The organism is Leisingera sp. CC-HEC093 (assembly GCF_059429195.1).
On record NZ_JCAIJR010000004.1, the window covers coordinates 87,289 to 102,793 of the forward strand.

A 15,505-nucleotide genomic window follows, 5' to 3' on the forward strand; every position below is an offset into this window, starting at 1 on the left:
GAAGGAGGAAGCCGCGGGGGTCTGGGATCGAGCTATGGGGAAAGAGCACCGACGGGTGAGGCTGACGTTTGCATGGGCGCGCGGTTGACTGTGTTAGATGCCTTTGATGCATTTGCTTTCGGCAACCCCGGTCGTAAGTATTTCAACGATTGAGGGCGCATGATGCGTTTTATGCCGTCATTTCGAATGATGGTCGCAAGCGGTTTCGACCGATCATCCAAGGATAGCCGGCTGATGTCGCGTTGGTTGAACAGGTCTGGTGTCATGCGGCCCGCTCCTTGGGTGGGGCGCGCGACATTGGTCTTTGGCCGCGCCGGAAGATCTCGATGATGCGCATGTCGCCCCCACAGCATGGGCAAGGTTCGCGCAAAGTGAGAGGGGTGGTCTCGGGTTCTGGCTCTGTTTCCGTGGTTTGACCGGCGTTTTGAACACCGAGCAGCGCTCGGACCTTCGTGATGTTTGTTTTGCGCGCAGCACTGGCCAACAGGCCGTAGTGGCGGATGCGATGGAACCCATCGGGAAGAACGTGGATCAGGAAGCGGCGGATGAACTCGGGCGTTGCCAAACGCATGACCTTTTGGCGATCACCGCGCTTGATCCTGTAATTCTTCCAGCGGAACGCGACGGTGTCGGCATCGGCGCTGACGAGGCGATGGTTTGAGATCGCGACCCGGTGGGTGTACCGGCTCAGATATGCCAGCACCGCCTCGGACCCTCCAAAGGGCGGTTTGGCATAGACCACCCAGTCGGATTTACGGAACGGGGAGAGCCACTGCGCGAACTTGTCCGCCTGTGCCAGGCTATTGAGGTCGCCGAAGAAGGTGAGTTGACCTGCGCGGTGCCGATCCATGAGCCCTTCCAGGAACAGGCGGCGGAACAGCCGCGCCAATAGCCGCACATGCAGAAAGAACCCCGGTTTGCAGGCGACCCACCTCGTGCCGTCGTGTGACAGGCCGCCACCGGGGACAATCATGTGGATGTGGGGATGGTGTGTCAGCGCCGATCCCGTCGCGCCAAAGGCGCGCCTCATTTTTTAGGAAACGCACCTCTGGTGCGATGTGTGCAGGACACTGGTCATGCCGACCTTTGCTCCGAGGCGTTTCGGGTCAGCCGCTATGGTCATCACGGTTTGCGCAGATGCGCGGAACAGCAGACCGTAGATCGCCTTCTGATTCCAATAGGCGATACGGGTGATCTCGGCTGGCAAAGTGAAGACAACGTGGAAGTACTCGACCGGCAGCAAATCCTCTGCGCGCGCCTCCATCCAGTCGCGAGCGGCAGGTCCCTGGCATTTGGGACAGTGCCGGTTCTTGCAGCTGTTGTACGCAATGTGGTGATGGTCGCACTTGGTGCAAGCGGCCACGTGGCCGCCGAGCGCGTCGGTTCGGCAAGCCTCTATCGCCGACATTACCTTCAGTTGACCGAGACTGACATGACCCATATTGGCCCGTCGATATGTGGGTCCATACTTCCGAAAGATGTCAGCAATCTCCAGCCGGGGGCGCGGCAACCGCCTGAGCCGCTACTCCAGTCCCCGCCTGACGGTGTGGTCCTGCAGCTTCTCCAACATCTCGTACGGGCTGACAGTGCCGCGGATGGTCTTGGTCGCGACATGCGTGTAGCGCGCTGTCGTGCTGAGCTTGGAATGTCCCAAGAGCACCTGGATCACCCGCACGTCCGTTCCAGCCTCGAGCAGATGCGTGGCAAAGCTGTGGCGCAAGGTGTGCAGCGTGGCGGGTTTGTTGATCCCAGCCATGTGCTTGGCCGAGGTGAACGCGCGGTTCAACTGGCGCGGTGAAAGCGCCATGATCTTGGGTTTGCCCGGAAACAGCCAACCTTCGGGGCGCGCCTCGCGCCAGTAATCCCGGAGCAGATCGAGCAAGGCAGGTGACAGCATGGCCTTGCGGTCTTTGTCATTTTTGCCCTCGTCGACATGGATCAGCATCCGGCCGCTGTCGATATCTGAGACCTTGAGATTGCAGACTTCGGATGCGCGCAGCCCGGCACCATAGCTGATCCCCAAGGCGGCACGATACTTCAGCCCCGGTCCAGGAACCGCCGCCAATAGATCGCCAACCTCTTCGACGCTCAAAACAACGGGCAGCTTCTTCGCCTTGCGCCGGAACTGCATGTACCGCTTCATCTCTTCGCGCCCGCAGGTCATACCGAAAAAGAAGCGCAGCGACACGATCCTGGCGTTAAATACACCGGTCGAGACGCCGCTATCTGTCATGTGAAGCTGGTACGCGCGCAGCTCATCCGGTGTCGCTGTATCGGGTGAGCGGCCGATGAACTCGGCCAAGTACCTGACCGCCCTGATATGGCCTTGCTGGGTCTTCGGTGACATTCCGCGAATGCGCATATCTTCAATCATCCGCGCACGCAGCGGGCTCATTTTCTCCTCTGTCATGGGAACCTCCTGTCATCAGATTGAGAAACCCCAATCGTCAGACAGGTCAGCAAGATCGCAAAATACGCGCCGTCAGCATCGGCTTATTACGCCAGCAACAAGCGCCATTGCCGCGATAGCGGCTTCGTCCTCCCGCCCGTCGCTAGGGGAAGAGGCTTGTTTGGCGCCGGTTTTTCGCAGCCGCAGCGAACGACTGGAAGGTCCCGCGGGAGGTGCTGGATGGTTTGAAATGCTGCACCCGGTTGCCAATGACTGCTCTGACGACCGCTGCATTGCGGCGGCGGGTTGTGTCGGGTGTCTGCAATGGGCCGTTTCCGCTAGGGGCCATAAACCTGGTAGTTAGTGCACCACGGTAATTGACTGCTTCGCGGCCGCCACATGTCAAAAGCCATCGTGATAGCCGTTGCGGGCAGCAGCTTGACGAAGCCAGCGCCAAACGGCCGTTCAATGCAAGAATACGCCCCGTGATCTCTTTGCGCGAGTTCCAAAAAATGCATCGTTTCCGGTTGGTTACTTTAGCTGCTGCGAAACTGGGTCGAAGGGTGCTTCAACAAGCAAAAGTATTTCCACAGGACCGCATCCTTCCACAACGATCTAGCCGAGAAGGGTCTGGAAGTTGCTGACTTGACGTTAATCAGGCCGTGCCATTTGCTGACGTGACCCAGCTGCCTGGGGAGGTATCTGCCCGGATCTGGGCTTGGGGTATGTGATGACGATTGTTGCGCAGCCGGAAATTTCGTGCAGATCTATGGTTTCCGGTATCGCGCTGATGTTGCAAAATACCGTTCGCGCGTTGGGCTTGGAAACATCCGCTGCAATCGTGACAGGAGTAGATGGAGGCATGCCCAGCCGGAGCAACCCGTCGCGTACCCGGGATGCCTGCCTGACGGCCATGTAAAAGACAATCGTGGTTCCTGGCTTTGCATAGCGAGCACAGTCGGGAAGAGGGTCGCCGGCCTTGCATTTGGCTGTGGTCAGCACAAGTGTGTCCGACACGCCGCGTTCGGTCAGCGGGATACCTGTCTGCGCGGCGGCAGCGCAGGCGGCCGTGACCCCGGGAACGACCTCGGCCTCTACGCCGGCGGCGCGGGCGGCGGCCAGTTCTTCGGCAACGCGGCCAAAGATACCGGGGTCACCCGATTTGAGGCGCACAACCCGGCGGCCTTTCAGCGCCTCAGCCACGATCACCGCGTTGATCTTGTCCTGCGGCCAGGCGTGGGCCCCAACGTGTTTGCCGACGAAGACCCGTTTAGCCGCGGGCGGGGCCAGTTCCAGAACCTCTTCATCAACCAGGCGGTCATAGAAAACCGTATCGGCCTGCTGCAGCCTTTGCATCGCGCGGAGCGTCAGCAGGTCGCGTGCGCCGGGTCCGGCGCCCACCAGGGCAAGCGAGCCTTGTGCTTCTTGAGTTGCTGGAGCGTCTGTCATTCGAAGTCTTCCTATTCTGCGGCCTGCGGAAATGGGCGCCGTGCCAGCAAGCCGGCGATGTCAGATCGGCAAGAGCCGCAGTTTGTTCCGGCCTGCAAGGCAATGCCGACGTCTTCTAGGCTCAGCAGCCCGCCGCTTTCGATAGCTTGCAGAATGATGTTGGCCCCAACGTTGAAACAGGCGCAGACCACCGGGCCGGGGTCCGGCTGGTCCGCCGCCGGAAGGCCGGTTAGAACGCCCGCGGCGCTGGTGCCCGGCAGGCCCGCCAGATAGTCCCGGCTGACCGCTACCGGCTCCGGTGCGGTAAACAGCGCCGCCATGACTTTGCCGTTCTGAAACAAGGCCAGCCGGGCAATGCCTTTACGGCTGTCTGTCATCAATTGCACCTCGGCGTCCGGCATGGCGAACAGGTCCCGCGCAGCGGTTTCTGGGTCTGTAATGGGAGTGAGCCCGGCCAGTTCTGCACGGTATCCGGTGCCGGTCCGCGCCACCGCCCAATACTCTGTTCGCGGGGTCATCTGGTGGCGGGAAACGGCAAAGCCGTACCAGGCGGGTTGAAAGCGTTCCACTGCAACAACCGCCGCTTTGCTTTCAGGTTGGCCTGAAACCGGATCGGTAACGGCAGCGACGAGCGTATCGATGCGCGCAGAGGGGGCGGTTTCACCGGTCCAGTGGATTGGTACAAACAGGTCGCCGGGCTGCACATCTGTGTTGATCCGTGCGCGCAGGATGACCCGGCCATGCGGGCTGCGCAGGCGCAGCAGGTCCGCGGGTTTCACTCCCAGCGCCTTGGCGTCCTGGGGATGGATATCAGCAAAGGGTTCCGCGAAATGCCCCGACAGGCGGGCGGACCGAGCGGTGCGGGTCATCGTGTGCCATTGATCCCGGATGCGGCCCGTGTTCAGGCGGAACGGAAAATCTTGGCTTGGCATGGCCGCCAGGGCGCGGTGCCGGACAGCCAGCATGCGTGCCTTGCCGTCCGGGTGAAAGAACTGCCCATCCGCAAAGAATCGGCCGCCCTGGCGACTGCGGCTGACCGGCCAGCGCTGCGGAGACAGATCGTCATACTCCTGGCCGGAGATCCCGGCGAGACCGGAGATGTCGAAATCCAGCCCGAAGCTGCCGGCAAGGCCCGAAAGCGCTGCGTGCTCGCGGAAGATCTCCGTCGGCGTCTGGTAGTCAAACGCCGTGTCCCAGCCCATGCGCCTGCCTGCCTCCGCCAGAATGTCCCAGTCTGCGCGAGCCTGACCGGGCGGCGGCAGAACAGTCCGTTGACGGCTGATGGTGCGGTCCGAATTGGTGACGGTGCCGTCCTTTTCCGCCCAGGCGGCGGCGGGCAGCAGAACATCTGCAAGCCGGGCGGTGTCTGTCGCGGTGGTGATGTCGCTGACCACGGTGAAATCGCAGGCCCTGATGGCGGCGGATACGGCATCTGCTTCGGGCATGGTGACGGCTGGGTTCGTGTGAATGATCCACAGTGCCTTGATCTGTCCGTTACCTGCCGCGCGGAACAGGTCGACCGCTTTCAGGCCAGCCCGCTCCGGCATCGTCGGTGCGTTCCAGAATTCTTGCACGGCAGCCCGGTGCTGCGGGTTCTCAAGGTCCATATGGCAGGACAACATATTGGCCAGCCCCCCGACTTCGCGCCCGCCCATGGCATTGGGCTGACCGGTCACCGAAAACGGTCCGCAGCCGGGTTTGCCGATGCGGCCGGCGGCCAGATGGCAGTTCAGGATTGCGTTGACCTTATCCGCACCGGAGGTTGATTGGTTCACGCCCTGGCTGAAGATGGTCACTACCTTTTCGGTGCGCATCCAAAGGCTGCAGAATGCTGTAATTTCGCAGCTAGACAACCCGGTGACCGAGGCATCGGCTGCAATGGCCGCTTCCAGCGTCTCACTCAGCCCATTCACATTTCTCAGGTACTGCGCGTCCAGTGCACCGCCCTCGTAGAGCGTTGCCAGCAGCCGGTTGAACAGCGCCACGTCGCTACCCGCGCGCAGCTTCAGATGCATGTCCGCCTGATCGCAGCTGGCGGTGCGGCGCGGGTCGATCACCACCAGCTTGGAGCCGCGGTTTTCGCGGGCCGCCAGGATGCGCTGGTACAACACGGGATGGCACCAGGCGAGGTTGGAGCCCACCAGAACGACCAGATCCGCCTGCTCCAGATCCTCATAGGTGCCGGGCACCGTATCGGTGCCGAAGGCGCGTTTGTGGCCGGCCACGGTGGAGGCCATGCACAGGCGTGAGTTGGTGTCGATATTGGCCGATCCGAGAAAGCCCTTCATCAGCTTGTTGGCGACATAGTAGTCCTCGGTCAGCATCTGCCCCGACAGGTAGAACCCGACGCTGTCCGGGCCATGCTGATCCACCGTCTGACGGAATTTGCGGGCTACCAGGTCCAGCGCGCTGTCCCAATCGGTTTCGCGGCCCTGCACTTGCGGTGCCAGCAGACGGCCCGCCAGCCCTACGGTTTCCCCCAGTGCCATCCCCTTTGAGCAGAGCCGCCCGCGGTTGGCCGGGTGGTCCGGGTCGCCGCGCACTTCCAGCCCGCCCGCGCCATCCGGGCGCAGCAGTACGCCGCAGCCGGTGCCGCAGTAGGGGCAGGTGGAGCGGGTTTCCTTACAGCCGGCACCCGGCATCACGCGGCGCTCCGTTTACCGATTGCAACGCCATCAATCAGGAGACGCCGGCCATCGACCCGCACAGGGTAGGTGCTGATCCGGCCTTCATCCGCGCCCTGCGCCTCGCCGGTGTTGAGGTCGAAAACCCAGTTGTGCAGCGGGCAGGTCACGCTTTGGCCATGCACGATGCCTTCGGACAGCGGGCCGCCTTTGTGAGGGCAGCGGTCGTCGGCGGCAAAGACTTCGTCCGGGCCGGTGCGGAACAGGGCGACGCAGCCGAGCGGCGTTTTGACCACTCGTGCGCCGCGCAGGGGAATATCGTCGATATGGCCGATGTCGATCCAGTTCATTCCGCAGCCTCCAGAGTAAGGTCGGCAAGGGGGGCGTATTGCGCCCGGGTGGTTCTGTCCTGCGCGTGTTCGGCCCAGGGGTCCTTTCGGTAGACGGATTGCGACAGCGCAAACCGTTCTGCCAGTGCCTTGCGGTTATCCAGGTCGTTCACAATTTGCTCCTTGACCCAGTCGAGCCCGACCTTGGCCAGCCACTTGTAAATCCGGTCGAGATATTTGGCGTTCTCGCGGTAGATCTGGGTCATGGCCGAGATCACCTCGATCGCTTCTTCCTCGGTTCCGGCCTTGCACAGGAGCTCGGTGCCCTTGATCTCCATGCCGGCGGCGCCGCCCACGTGGATCTCATAGCCGCTGTCGACGCAGACCACGCCGATGTCCTTGCAGGTCGCTTCGGCGCAGTTGCGCGGGCAGCCAGAGACAGCCAACTTCAGCTTATGCGGCGTCCAGGAGCCCCACAGGTGTTTCTCCAGCTTGATACCCAAACCGGTCGAGTCCTGGGTGCCAAAGCGGCAGTGATCGGTGCCGACGCAGGTTTTCACCGTGCGCAGCCCCTTGGAATAGGCGTGGCCCGAGACCAGCCCTGCCCGGTTCAGATCGGACCAGATGGCGGGCAGATCTTCGCCTTTCACCCCTAAGAGGTCGATCCGCTGGCCGCCGGTGACCTTGACCGTCGGCACATCGTATCTATCTGCGGCGTCAGCGATTGCCCGCAGCTCGTCCGGGGTGGTGAGGCCGCCCCACATGCGCGGCACCACGGAGAAAGTGCCATCCCTCTGGATGTTGGCGTGCTTGCGCTCATTGACAAAGCGGCTTTGCGGATCGTCCTGATATTCCAGCGGCCAGTCCGCCAGCAGGTAGTAGTTCACCGCGGGGCGGCATATGTGGCAGCCGTTGGGACTGGTCCAGCCCAGTTCCTGCCAGACCGCAGCCTGGCTCTTCAGTTCCTTAGATTTGATCAGGCGCCGGACGTCCTCGTGGGTGTGGCTGGTGCAGCCGCAGATGGGTTGGGCCTGGGGGGCGGCGTAGTCATCGCCCAGCGTTACCGACAGCAGCTGTTCCACCAGCCCGGTGCAGGTGCCGCAGGAGGCGCTGGCTTTGGTCTCAGCGCGGATTGCGCCGAGGTCTGTTGCGCCGCCTTCGATGGCGCTGGTGATCTGTCCCTTGCAAACGCCGTTGCAGCCGCAAATTTCCGCCTCAGGCGGCAATGCTGCAACGGCTGACAAAGGGTCCGCGGAGGCCCCCCCCTCATAGGCTGGGCCGAAGATCAGCGTGTCGCGCATGTCCGAGATATCTGTGCCGTCCTTGATCAGCCCGAAGAACCAGCTGCCATCGGCTGTGTCGCCGTACATCACGGCGCCGATCAGCCGGTCCTCCTCGATCACCAGGCGTTTATAGATGCCGCGGGAGGGGTCGCGGAAGACGATGTCCTCGCGGATCTCGCCCTCGGCAAAATCCCCGGCGCTGAACAGGTCGCAGCCGGTGACTTTGAGCTTGGTGGCTAGCTCCTTGACCACAAAGGCCTTCCGCTCACCCAGCAGGCTGTCTGCCAAAACCTTGGCCTGGTCGTAAAGCGGCGCCACCAGGCCAAACAGGTGGCCATCGAACTCCACGCATTCGCCGACAGCGTAGACATCCGGGGCCGAGGTCTGCATCTGCGCATTCACCTCGATGCCGCGCGCCACATCCAGATGCGCATCGGTTGCAAGCCGGGTTTCGGGGCGGATGCCCACCGCCATCACCACCAGATCGGCCCCCAGCGTCTCGCCGCTTTCCAGCAGCACCGCCCGGGCGCGGTCCTCGCCCAGGATCGCCTTGGTGGAGGCTTGGGTCTTCACGGTGATGCCGCGCGCCTCCAGATCCTTGCGCAGCAGGTAGCCCGCGGCCTCGTCCAACTGGCGTTCCATCAGGTGGCCCATCAGGTGCAGCACGGTCACGTCCATGCCGCGCTCCTTCAGGCCCGCAGCCGCCTCCAGCCCGAGAAGGCCGCCGCCGATCACGACTGCCTTGCCGCCCTTGGCGGCGGCGTCGATCATCGCGTTGGTGTCGTCCAGGTCGCGGTAGGAGATTACCCCCGGCAGATCGTGGCCCGGCACCGGGATGATGAAGGGGGCGGAGCCGGTGGCGACAATCAGCTTGTCATATGGCACCTCGCCGTTTTCGCCGGTGACAACCTTACGCGCCCGGTCGATGGCAGTGACATGCTCACCGAAGCGGCAAGTGACGCCGTTCCGCGCGTACCAGTCATCGTTGTGCGTGACGATGTCTTCATAGGTCTTATCGCCGGATAGAACCGGGCTCAGCATGATGCGGTTGTAGTTGCCGCGCGGCTCAGCGTTGAAGAGGGTGATGTCATAGGCGTCCGGGTCCGCATCGAGCAGATGCTCAATCACCCGGCCGGATGCCATGCCGGCCCCGATGATGACGAGTTTCTGGGTCATGGTCTTACTCCGCTGCAATCTTGTCTGAGGCTGGTTTGGGGGCCGGCTTGGCCCCGTGTTCGTATTCCTCCAGGAAATCGAGCACCTCCTGCCGATAGGTGTAGTAGTCCGGGTGCTCCAGCAGCGCCTTGCGGGTGCGGGGGCGAGGCAGGCCGACCTCGGTGATCTTGCCGATGGTGGCCTGGGGGCCGTTGGTCATCATCACTACCCGGTCAGCGAGCAGTATCGCCTCGTCCACGTCGTGGGTCACGCAGATGGCGGTCACCTTGGTGCGCGACCAGACCTCCATCAGCACCTCCTGCAGCTCCCAGCGTGTCAGGCTGTCGAGCATGCCGAAGGGTTCATCGAGCAGCAGCAGCTTGGGCGACAGGGCAAAGGCGCGCGCAATGCCCACCCGCTGCTGCATGCCGTTCGACATGGCGCTGGCAGGCTTGTCCATGGCATCGCTCAGACCGACACGCTCCAGGTAGTATTCCACCACGTCCTGACGCTCGGCCTGGGAGGCCTTGGGATAGACCTTGTCGACGCCTATGGCGCAGTTCTCCCGCGCGGTGAGCCAGGGAAACAGGTTGGGCGATTGGAACACGACGGCGCGTTCCGGATCGGCGCCTTCGACGTGTTTCCTGTCGAGCTTGATTGCCCCCTTGGAGATTGGGTTCAGTCCGGCGGCCATGGTCAGCACGGTGGATTTGCCGCAGCCCGAGTGGCCGATCAGCGAGATGAACTCGCCTTTGTTGATCTTGAGGTTGAAATCCTCGACCACGGTGAGCGGTCCTTTGGGGGTCGGGTAGATCTTGTACAGTTGCGAGAAGTCCAGAAAGCGTTCTTCGGTCAGCGACTTCGACGCCTCGGCAATGGCTGCGGGCAGCCCGTGGATCGGGGTTACATCGGGCAGGATCCGCGCCCCTTCGGTCTTGGCCTCGATGCCCGCATCCATCAGGTAGGAGGTCACCTCAACCCGCAGGCGTTTGAAGGTCTCGTCAGTGTTCATCGCGGACCGGTCGCGGGGGCGGGGGATAGTGACTCTGAACTCATCCCCCAGGCTGCCATCCGGGTTCAGCGCAATGATGCGGTCGGCCAGCAGGATCGCTTCGTCCACGTCGTTGGTGATCAGGACACAGGTTTTCTTGTCCGCCTCCCAGATCGCCTCGATCTCGTCTGCAAGATTGGCACGGGTCAGCGCGTCCAGTGCCGAGAGCGGCTCATCCAGCAGCAGCACCTCCGGGTCCATTGCCAGGGCGCGTGCCACATTGACCCGCTGGCGCATCCCTCCGGACAGTTCCGCCGGACGGCGGTTTGCGGCGTGGCCCAAGCCGACCATCTTCACGTAACGGTCCACCTTCGCCTGTTTTTCCGCTTTGCCCATGGTTGGGAAGATCGTGTCGACGGCGAGGGAGACATTGCCGTTCACTGTGAGCCAGGGCATCAGCGAATAGCTCTGGAAGATCACGCCGCGCTCGGGGCTAGGTCCGGTGATTTCCTTGCCTCTGTAAGCGACCGAGCCTTTGGAGGGCATTTCCAGACCCGCCATCAGGTTTACCAGCGTCGTCTTGCCAGTGCCGGAGAAGCCCAGGAGCACGAGGAACTCGCCCTCCTCGACGGACAGGTTGATGTCTTTCAGAACGTCGGTGCGGACGGTGCCTTCACCGAAGCTCTTGGAAACATTGTTGAATTCAAGAACGCTCATAAAGGATCACCGGTTGTTCGAGAAGGTAAAGAGCGATTGCAGCGCATACATCACGCGGTCGAGCAGGAAGCCAATGATGCCGATGGTCAGGACTGCAACGATGATCTTGGCCAGCGACTGGGAGGAGCCGTTCTGGAATTCGTCCCAGACAAATTTGCCGAGGCCCGGGTTCTGGGCCAGCATTTCGGCTGCGATCAGCACCATCCAACCGACACCCAGAGACAGGCGCAGACCGGTAAAGATCAGCGGCAGGGCCGAGGGCAGCACCAGCTTAGTGATCTTGGTGTAGGTGTTCATTTTCAGAACCTTGGAGACATTCACCAGGTCCTTGTCGATGGAAGCCACCCCCAGCGCGGTGTTGATCAGTGTCGGCCACAGCGAGCAGAGCGTGACGGTGATCGCGGAGACCAGGAAGGACTTGGAGAACAGCCCGTCATTAGTGGCGTAAAGCGCGGAGACCACCATGGTGACGATCGGCAACCAGGCCAGCGGAGACACGGGTTTGAAGATTTGTACCAGAGGGTTGATAGCGGAGTTCGCAACCGGGGACAGGCCCGCCAGAATGCCAAGCGGAATTGCCACCGCGGAGGCGATTAGGAACCCGAAAAAGACGGTCTGGATCGAGGTCCAGATCTGCTGGTAGTAGGATGGGGGGCCCGTGAAGGGGATGTCCTTGACCCGTTCCGGCTGCCCGCGGTCGATGAACCGCTGGTTGCGGGCTTCAACCTTTTCGTAATGGGAACGCTCCTTGGCGGCCTTTGCCTGCGCATCCTGGTGCAGGTTCACGGCTTCGGTCCAAACCGCAGCCGGGCCGGGGATGGCGCCCAGCGAGGTCCGCACTTTGGGTGCCAATGTGCCCCAGAGAACAAGAAACGCGGCGATTGCGATAAGCGGAACCGCCAGAAGGCGCCAAATTTCCCTCATCTGTGCCTTGGGATTGTCACCGGCTGCGGCTTTCAGAACCGGGGTGAGCCAGGCCAGGCCAAGAACCTGAAACCAGGCGTCCATCTTGTTGATGCGGGTGAAGAGCCGGGCGCGGCGCGCCTCGGAGTTGAGCGTGTCGGGGTCAACGGTGGTCATTGTCTGGTCCTCTGGGATTGCTGGGGAGGGTGCGCTGCTTGCCATTGCAGGTGTATCGCCCCGCACGCCTCCCGTGCGGTGTCAGCCCTGAACGGCGTTGCCGACGACGGTCTGGCCGGACTTCAGCCCGATCGGCAGGCTGTCGATGTAGGCGTTGGGTGCTTTGCCATCGAAGGGAATGCCGTCAATGATGTCCTCTGCCGGGGTCGGGGCCTTGTAGCCGTTGCTGTCCCAGGGGAAGTCTTCGGGATTTGCCAGGCCGTCATCGACCAGCATTTTTGCGGCTTCGAGGTAGATTTCGGGTTTGTAGACCGCCCGGGCGACTTCGTCATACCAGCTGTCGGGTTTGGGGTCGGCAATCTGCCCCCAGCGGCGCATCTGGGTCAGGTACCAGATGGCATCCGAGTAGAACGGGTAGGTGGCGTTGTAGCGGAAGAACACGTTGAAATCCGGGACATTGCGCTTGTCGCCCTTTTCGTACTCGAAGGTGCCGGTCATCGAGTTGGCGATCACCTCGTAATCGGCACCGACGTACTCTGGGCGCGATAAAATCTCCACCGCTTCGGGGCGGTTGGCATTCTCGTTTTCGTCCAGCCACATGGCTGCACGGATGAGAGCCTTGACCACGGCACGGGTGGTGTTCGGGTTCTCCTCGGCAAACTCGGCAGTGAAGCCGAGAACTTTCTCTGGGTTGTTCTTCCACAGCTCGTAATCAGTGATGACCGGAACGCCGATGCCCTTGAACACAGCCTGCTGGTTCCATGGCTCACCCACGCAGTAACCGGAGATGGTGCCTGCCTCTAGTGTCGCAGGCATCTGCGGCGGCGGTGTCACCGACAGGAAGGCCTCGGCGCCGATCTGTCCGGTCACGTCCTCGGGCGAGTAGTACCCGGGGTTGATGCCGCCGGCTGCCAGCCAGTAGCGCAACTCGTAATTGTGGGTGGAGACCGGGAACACCATGCCCATATTGAATGGCTTGCCCTTGGCGTTGAAGTCTTCGATCACCGGCTTCAGGTAAGAGGCTGAAATCGGATGCGCGACATTGCCGTCCGCGTCCGTGGGCAGGTTCGGCTTCATCATTTCCCACACCTCATTGGACAGGGTGATGCCGTTGCCGTTGAGGTCCATGGAAAATGGTGTGACGATATGCGCTTCGGTGCCATAGCCGATGGTCGCGGCCAGCGGTTGACCGGCCAGCATATGGGCGCCGTCCAGGGTGCCGTCGATCACGCCATCCAGCAGAACTTTCCAATTCGCCTGTGCTTCCAGCGTGACGAACAGCCCTTCGTCATCGAAAAATCCCTGTTCATAAGCCACTGCCAGCGGTGCCATATCCGTCAGCTTGATGAAGCCGAAGGTCAGCACATCTTTTTCCAGATCAAGTGTTCCGGCCAGCGCCGGTCCGGTCAGTGCCGTGGAGGCCGCAAGCGCCATGATGAGTTTCTTCATCGGGTTGTTTCCTTTTCCTAGCTGTGTCCGGCCCAGTGGGCGGAACAGAAAAAGCCGCTGACACGCACCGCCGGGAGGAGTGGCGGTGGGTCGAGCGGCTTTGCTCAGTGAAACCCGGTCTTCGGGAAAATTCTCAGTCAGGCTCCGTTGCCTGTCTGTATTCAAACTGCCGGAAGAACGGGGATGCGCCAACAGTTCCCTTGCTGATGCAGCACAATTTTCTGCACTGCAGCATGACCTGCCGGAAAACTGCCTGATTTTTCATCAATCCGCTGCCAGAGGGTCAAAAACGCGACCATCAAAGAACCGGTTCTGCAGCAAGCTGACGGCTTCCGGTTCTCCCGCTGCCAGCAGCGGGGCGCTGATCGCGCCTTCCAGTTTCGAAGAGGCGCCGGGCAAGTCCGCACCGGTCCCGCTCAGGGCGTTGCGGTATAGATCGCTGCGGAAAACATGCACGGCCTTTGCAAGCGCCGCCTGGCGGTCCAGGCTGTTCCGCTGTGCGAGCTGCAGGGCGATCCATTGGGCCTGGCTGCGCCAGGGAAAGCCAGCTGCACCGTCATGGAACCCGATGAAACCGGGCGCATCGCGCTGCAGGCCCTGCGCCGAGACCGTGAATGTCCCCGAGAGAGCCCGCTCGATGATTTCGGCTGGCAGATCGAGATACCTCCGGGAGGACAAGATTTCGGCCGCCAGCCCGCGGGAGGCCGGGTTAGTCAGCCAGCGTCCCGCGCGCCACAGCGCCCGGATCAGGCGGCCGGACAGGCCGGGTTCGGTCTCCGCCCAGGTGCTGCGGACAGCCAGCACCTTTTCCGGCGCAAAGGACCAGACCGCTTGGCCAGGCAGCAGCAGCGCGCCTGCCCCCTGTTCCACCACCATGGAGCCCCAGGGTTCTGCCGGCGGATACAGCGTCATTGAAGGAAAACGTGTGACCGGCATCGGCCAGCCTGCGAGCCAGGCTGTTGCTGACACCGATGACGGTGCCATTGACGGAGAGTACAGACAGCACTGACAGCGGCGGGCTGGCGCCGCCGAGGCCAAGCGCCGCAGCGACCGGCACCGGGGCGAGCATATGGGCGGCGTCAACCCGGCCAAAGGCCAGCATATCCCGCAGCGACGACCAGGAGGGCGCGCGGTACAGCTCCAGCGTCAGCCGTTCTTCGGCGGCAAAACCCATTTCCTGCGCCGCAATAAGCGGTGCTGAATCGGTCAGCGGTACATAGCCTGTGGGGATCCGCGTCGGGCTCATGCCAGCAGCTCAGCTGCGGTGACCAGTGCCTCTGCAACCTCGGCGACACGCTTGTTCTGGTCCATCGCCGCCTTGCGCAGCAGCGCATAGGCTTCGTCCTCGCCGATGCCCCTGGCCTTCATGACCATCCCCTTGGCACGGTCGATGACCTTGCGCTCTTCCAAGGCGCGTTTGGTCTCAGCCAGTTCTGTGCGCATGCGCTGAAACATCCGGAAGCGGGCGATGGCGGCGTCCAGAACTGGCTTTAGCCGTGCAGGCTGCAACCCATCCACCACATAGGCCGAAACCCCGGCTTCTACGGCGGCCGAAGACATCCCGTCTTCACTTCTGTCCACAAACATCGCCACAGGCCTGTCCTTGGTGCCGGATGCCAGTGCCAATTCCTCCAGTACATCGCGGGACGGGTTTTCGACATCGATGAGGACAACATCCGGGTCACGCAGCTGGATCTGACGTGCAAGTCCTGACGGTTCCGAAAGGACCTGCATGTCGAATTCTCCAGCTTCGCGCAGCCCATCCACAATCATGAACGCGCGCTCACGGTCAGCTTCGACAACTATTATGGAAAGGGCATCGGGCATGCGGCACAGCATGATGTGGGCGGAAGAAGGCTGTAAAGGTAACTGGTCCAGTGCGGTTTTCATGCAGCCCATGCGCGCCGAAATTTTGAGCGAATTGCCCGAACATTTGGCTTGAAGAAGACGGGCAACGACGGCAGCCGTAATGCCGAATGCAGTGCTGTCTCGCTTGTCCAACTTTGATCTTAGAATTGCTGCACCGTGGAGCAAGGTCC

General features: G+C 62.1%; 11 protein-coding genes and 2 pseudogenes. All 13 read right to left on the bottom strand.

The window, feature by feature from the left end; all coding sequences use genetic code 11:
- Positions 1–32 precede the first annotated feature (32 nt).
- Positions 33–266 (bottom strand): hypothetical protein, encoded by a 234-nt coding sequence (locus tag AC5STB_RS21685; RefSeq protein WP_495444939.1) that lies wholly within the window; start codon positions 264–266, stop codon positions 33–35.
- A pseudogene (locus AC5STB_RS21690) lies at positions 263–1,510 on the bottom strand (IS91 family transposase). Before AC5STB_RS21690 ends, AC5STB_RS21685 begins: the two are co-directional and overlap by 4 nt.
- A gap of 12 nt (positions 1,511–1,522) precedes the next feature.
- Positions 1,523–2,410: a tyrosine-type recombinase/integrase gene (locus tag AC5STB_RS21695; protein ID WP_495444940.1), complete on the bottom strand. Its 888-nt coding sequence runs from the start codon at positions 2,408–2,410 to the stop codon at positions 1,523–1,525.
- A gap of 630 nt (positions 2,411–3,040) precedes the next feature.
- Positions 3,041–3,838, bottom strand: coding sequence for a uroporphyrinogen-III C-methyltransferase (cobA, locus tag AC5STB_RS21700; RefSeq protein ID WP_495444941.1), 798 nt, complete (start codon positions 3,836–3,838; stop codon positions 3,041–3,043).
- Positions 3,839–3,849: 11 nt separating this feature from the next.
- Complete coding sequence (locus AC5STB_RS21705) at positions 3,850–6,480, bottom strand: molybdopterin-dependent oxidoreductase (protein ID WP_495444970.1); 2,631 nt, start codon at positions 6,478–6,480, stop codon at positions 3,850–3,852.
- Positions 6,480–6,812 carry a nitrite reductase small subunit NirD gene (nirD, locus tag AC5STB_RS21710; protein ID WP_495444942.1) on the bottom strand — a complete coding sequence of 111 codons (333 nt, stop codon included), beginning with the start codon at positions 6,810–6,812 and terminating at the stop codon, positions 6,480–6,482. The genes AC5STB_RS21705 and nirD overlap by 1 nt, the downstream gene beginning before the upstream one ends.
- Positions 6,809–9,250 (bottom strand): nitrite reductase large subunit NirB, encoded by a 2,442-nt coding sequence (gene nirB / locus AC5STB_RS21715; protein WP_495444943.1) that lies wholly within the window; start codon positions 9,248–9,250, stop codon positions 6,809–6,811. The genes nirD and nirB overlap by 4 nt, the downstream gene beginning before the upstream one ends.
- 4 nt (positions 9,251–9,254) lie before the next feature.
- The gene (locus AC5STB_RS21720; protein ID WP_495444944.1) at positions 9,255–10,937 is read right to left on the bottom strand and encodes an ABC transporter ATP-binding protein; all 1,683 of its coding nucleotides are present in this window, start codon (positions 10,935–10,937) and stop codon (positions 9,255–9,257) included.
- A gap of 6 nt (positions 10,938–10,943) precedes the next feature.
- Positions 10,944–12,017 carry an ABC transporter permease gene (locus AC5STB_RS21725; RefSeq protein ID WP_495444945.1) on the bottom strand — a complete coding sequence of 358 codons (1,074 nt, stop codon included), beginning with the start codon at positions 12,015–12,017 and terminating at the stop codon, positions 10,944–10,946.
- Between the two features lie 81 nt (positions 12,018–12,098).
- Positions 12,099–13,466: a CmpA/NrtA family ABC transporter substrate-binding protein gene (locus AC5STB_RS21730; protein WP_495444946.1), complete on the bottom strand. Its 1,368-nt coding sequence runs from the start codon at positions 13,464–13,466 to the stop codon at positions 12,099–12,101.
- 264 nt (positions 13,467–13,730) lie between these two features.
- Positions 13,731–14,378: an ABC transporter substrate-binding protein gene (locus AC5STB_RS21735; RefSeq protein WP_495444947.1), complete on the bottom strand. Its 648-nt coding sequence runs from the start codon at positions 14,376–14,378 to the stop codon at positions 13,731–13,733.
- A gap of 88 nt (positions 14,379–14,466) precedes the next feature.
- Positions 14,467–14,712: pseudogene (locus tag AC5STB_RS21740) on the bottom strand (ABC transporter substrate-binding protein); the annotation flags it as partial.
- Positions 14,709–15,293: an ANTAR domain-containing response regulator gene (locus AC5STB_RS21745; protein WP_495444948.1), complete on the bottom strand. Its 585-nt coding sequence runs from the start codon at positions 15,291–15,293 to the stop codon at positions 14,709–14,711. The gene AC5STB_RS21745 and the pseudogene AC5STB_RS21740, both read right to left, overlap by 4 nt.
- Positions 15,294–15,505: the final 212 nt, after the last annotated feature.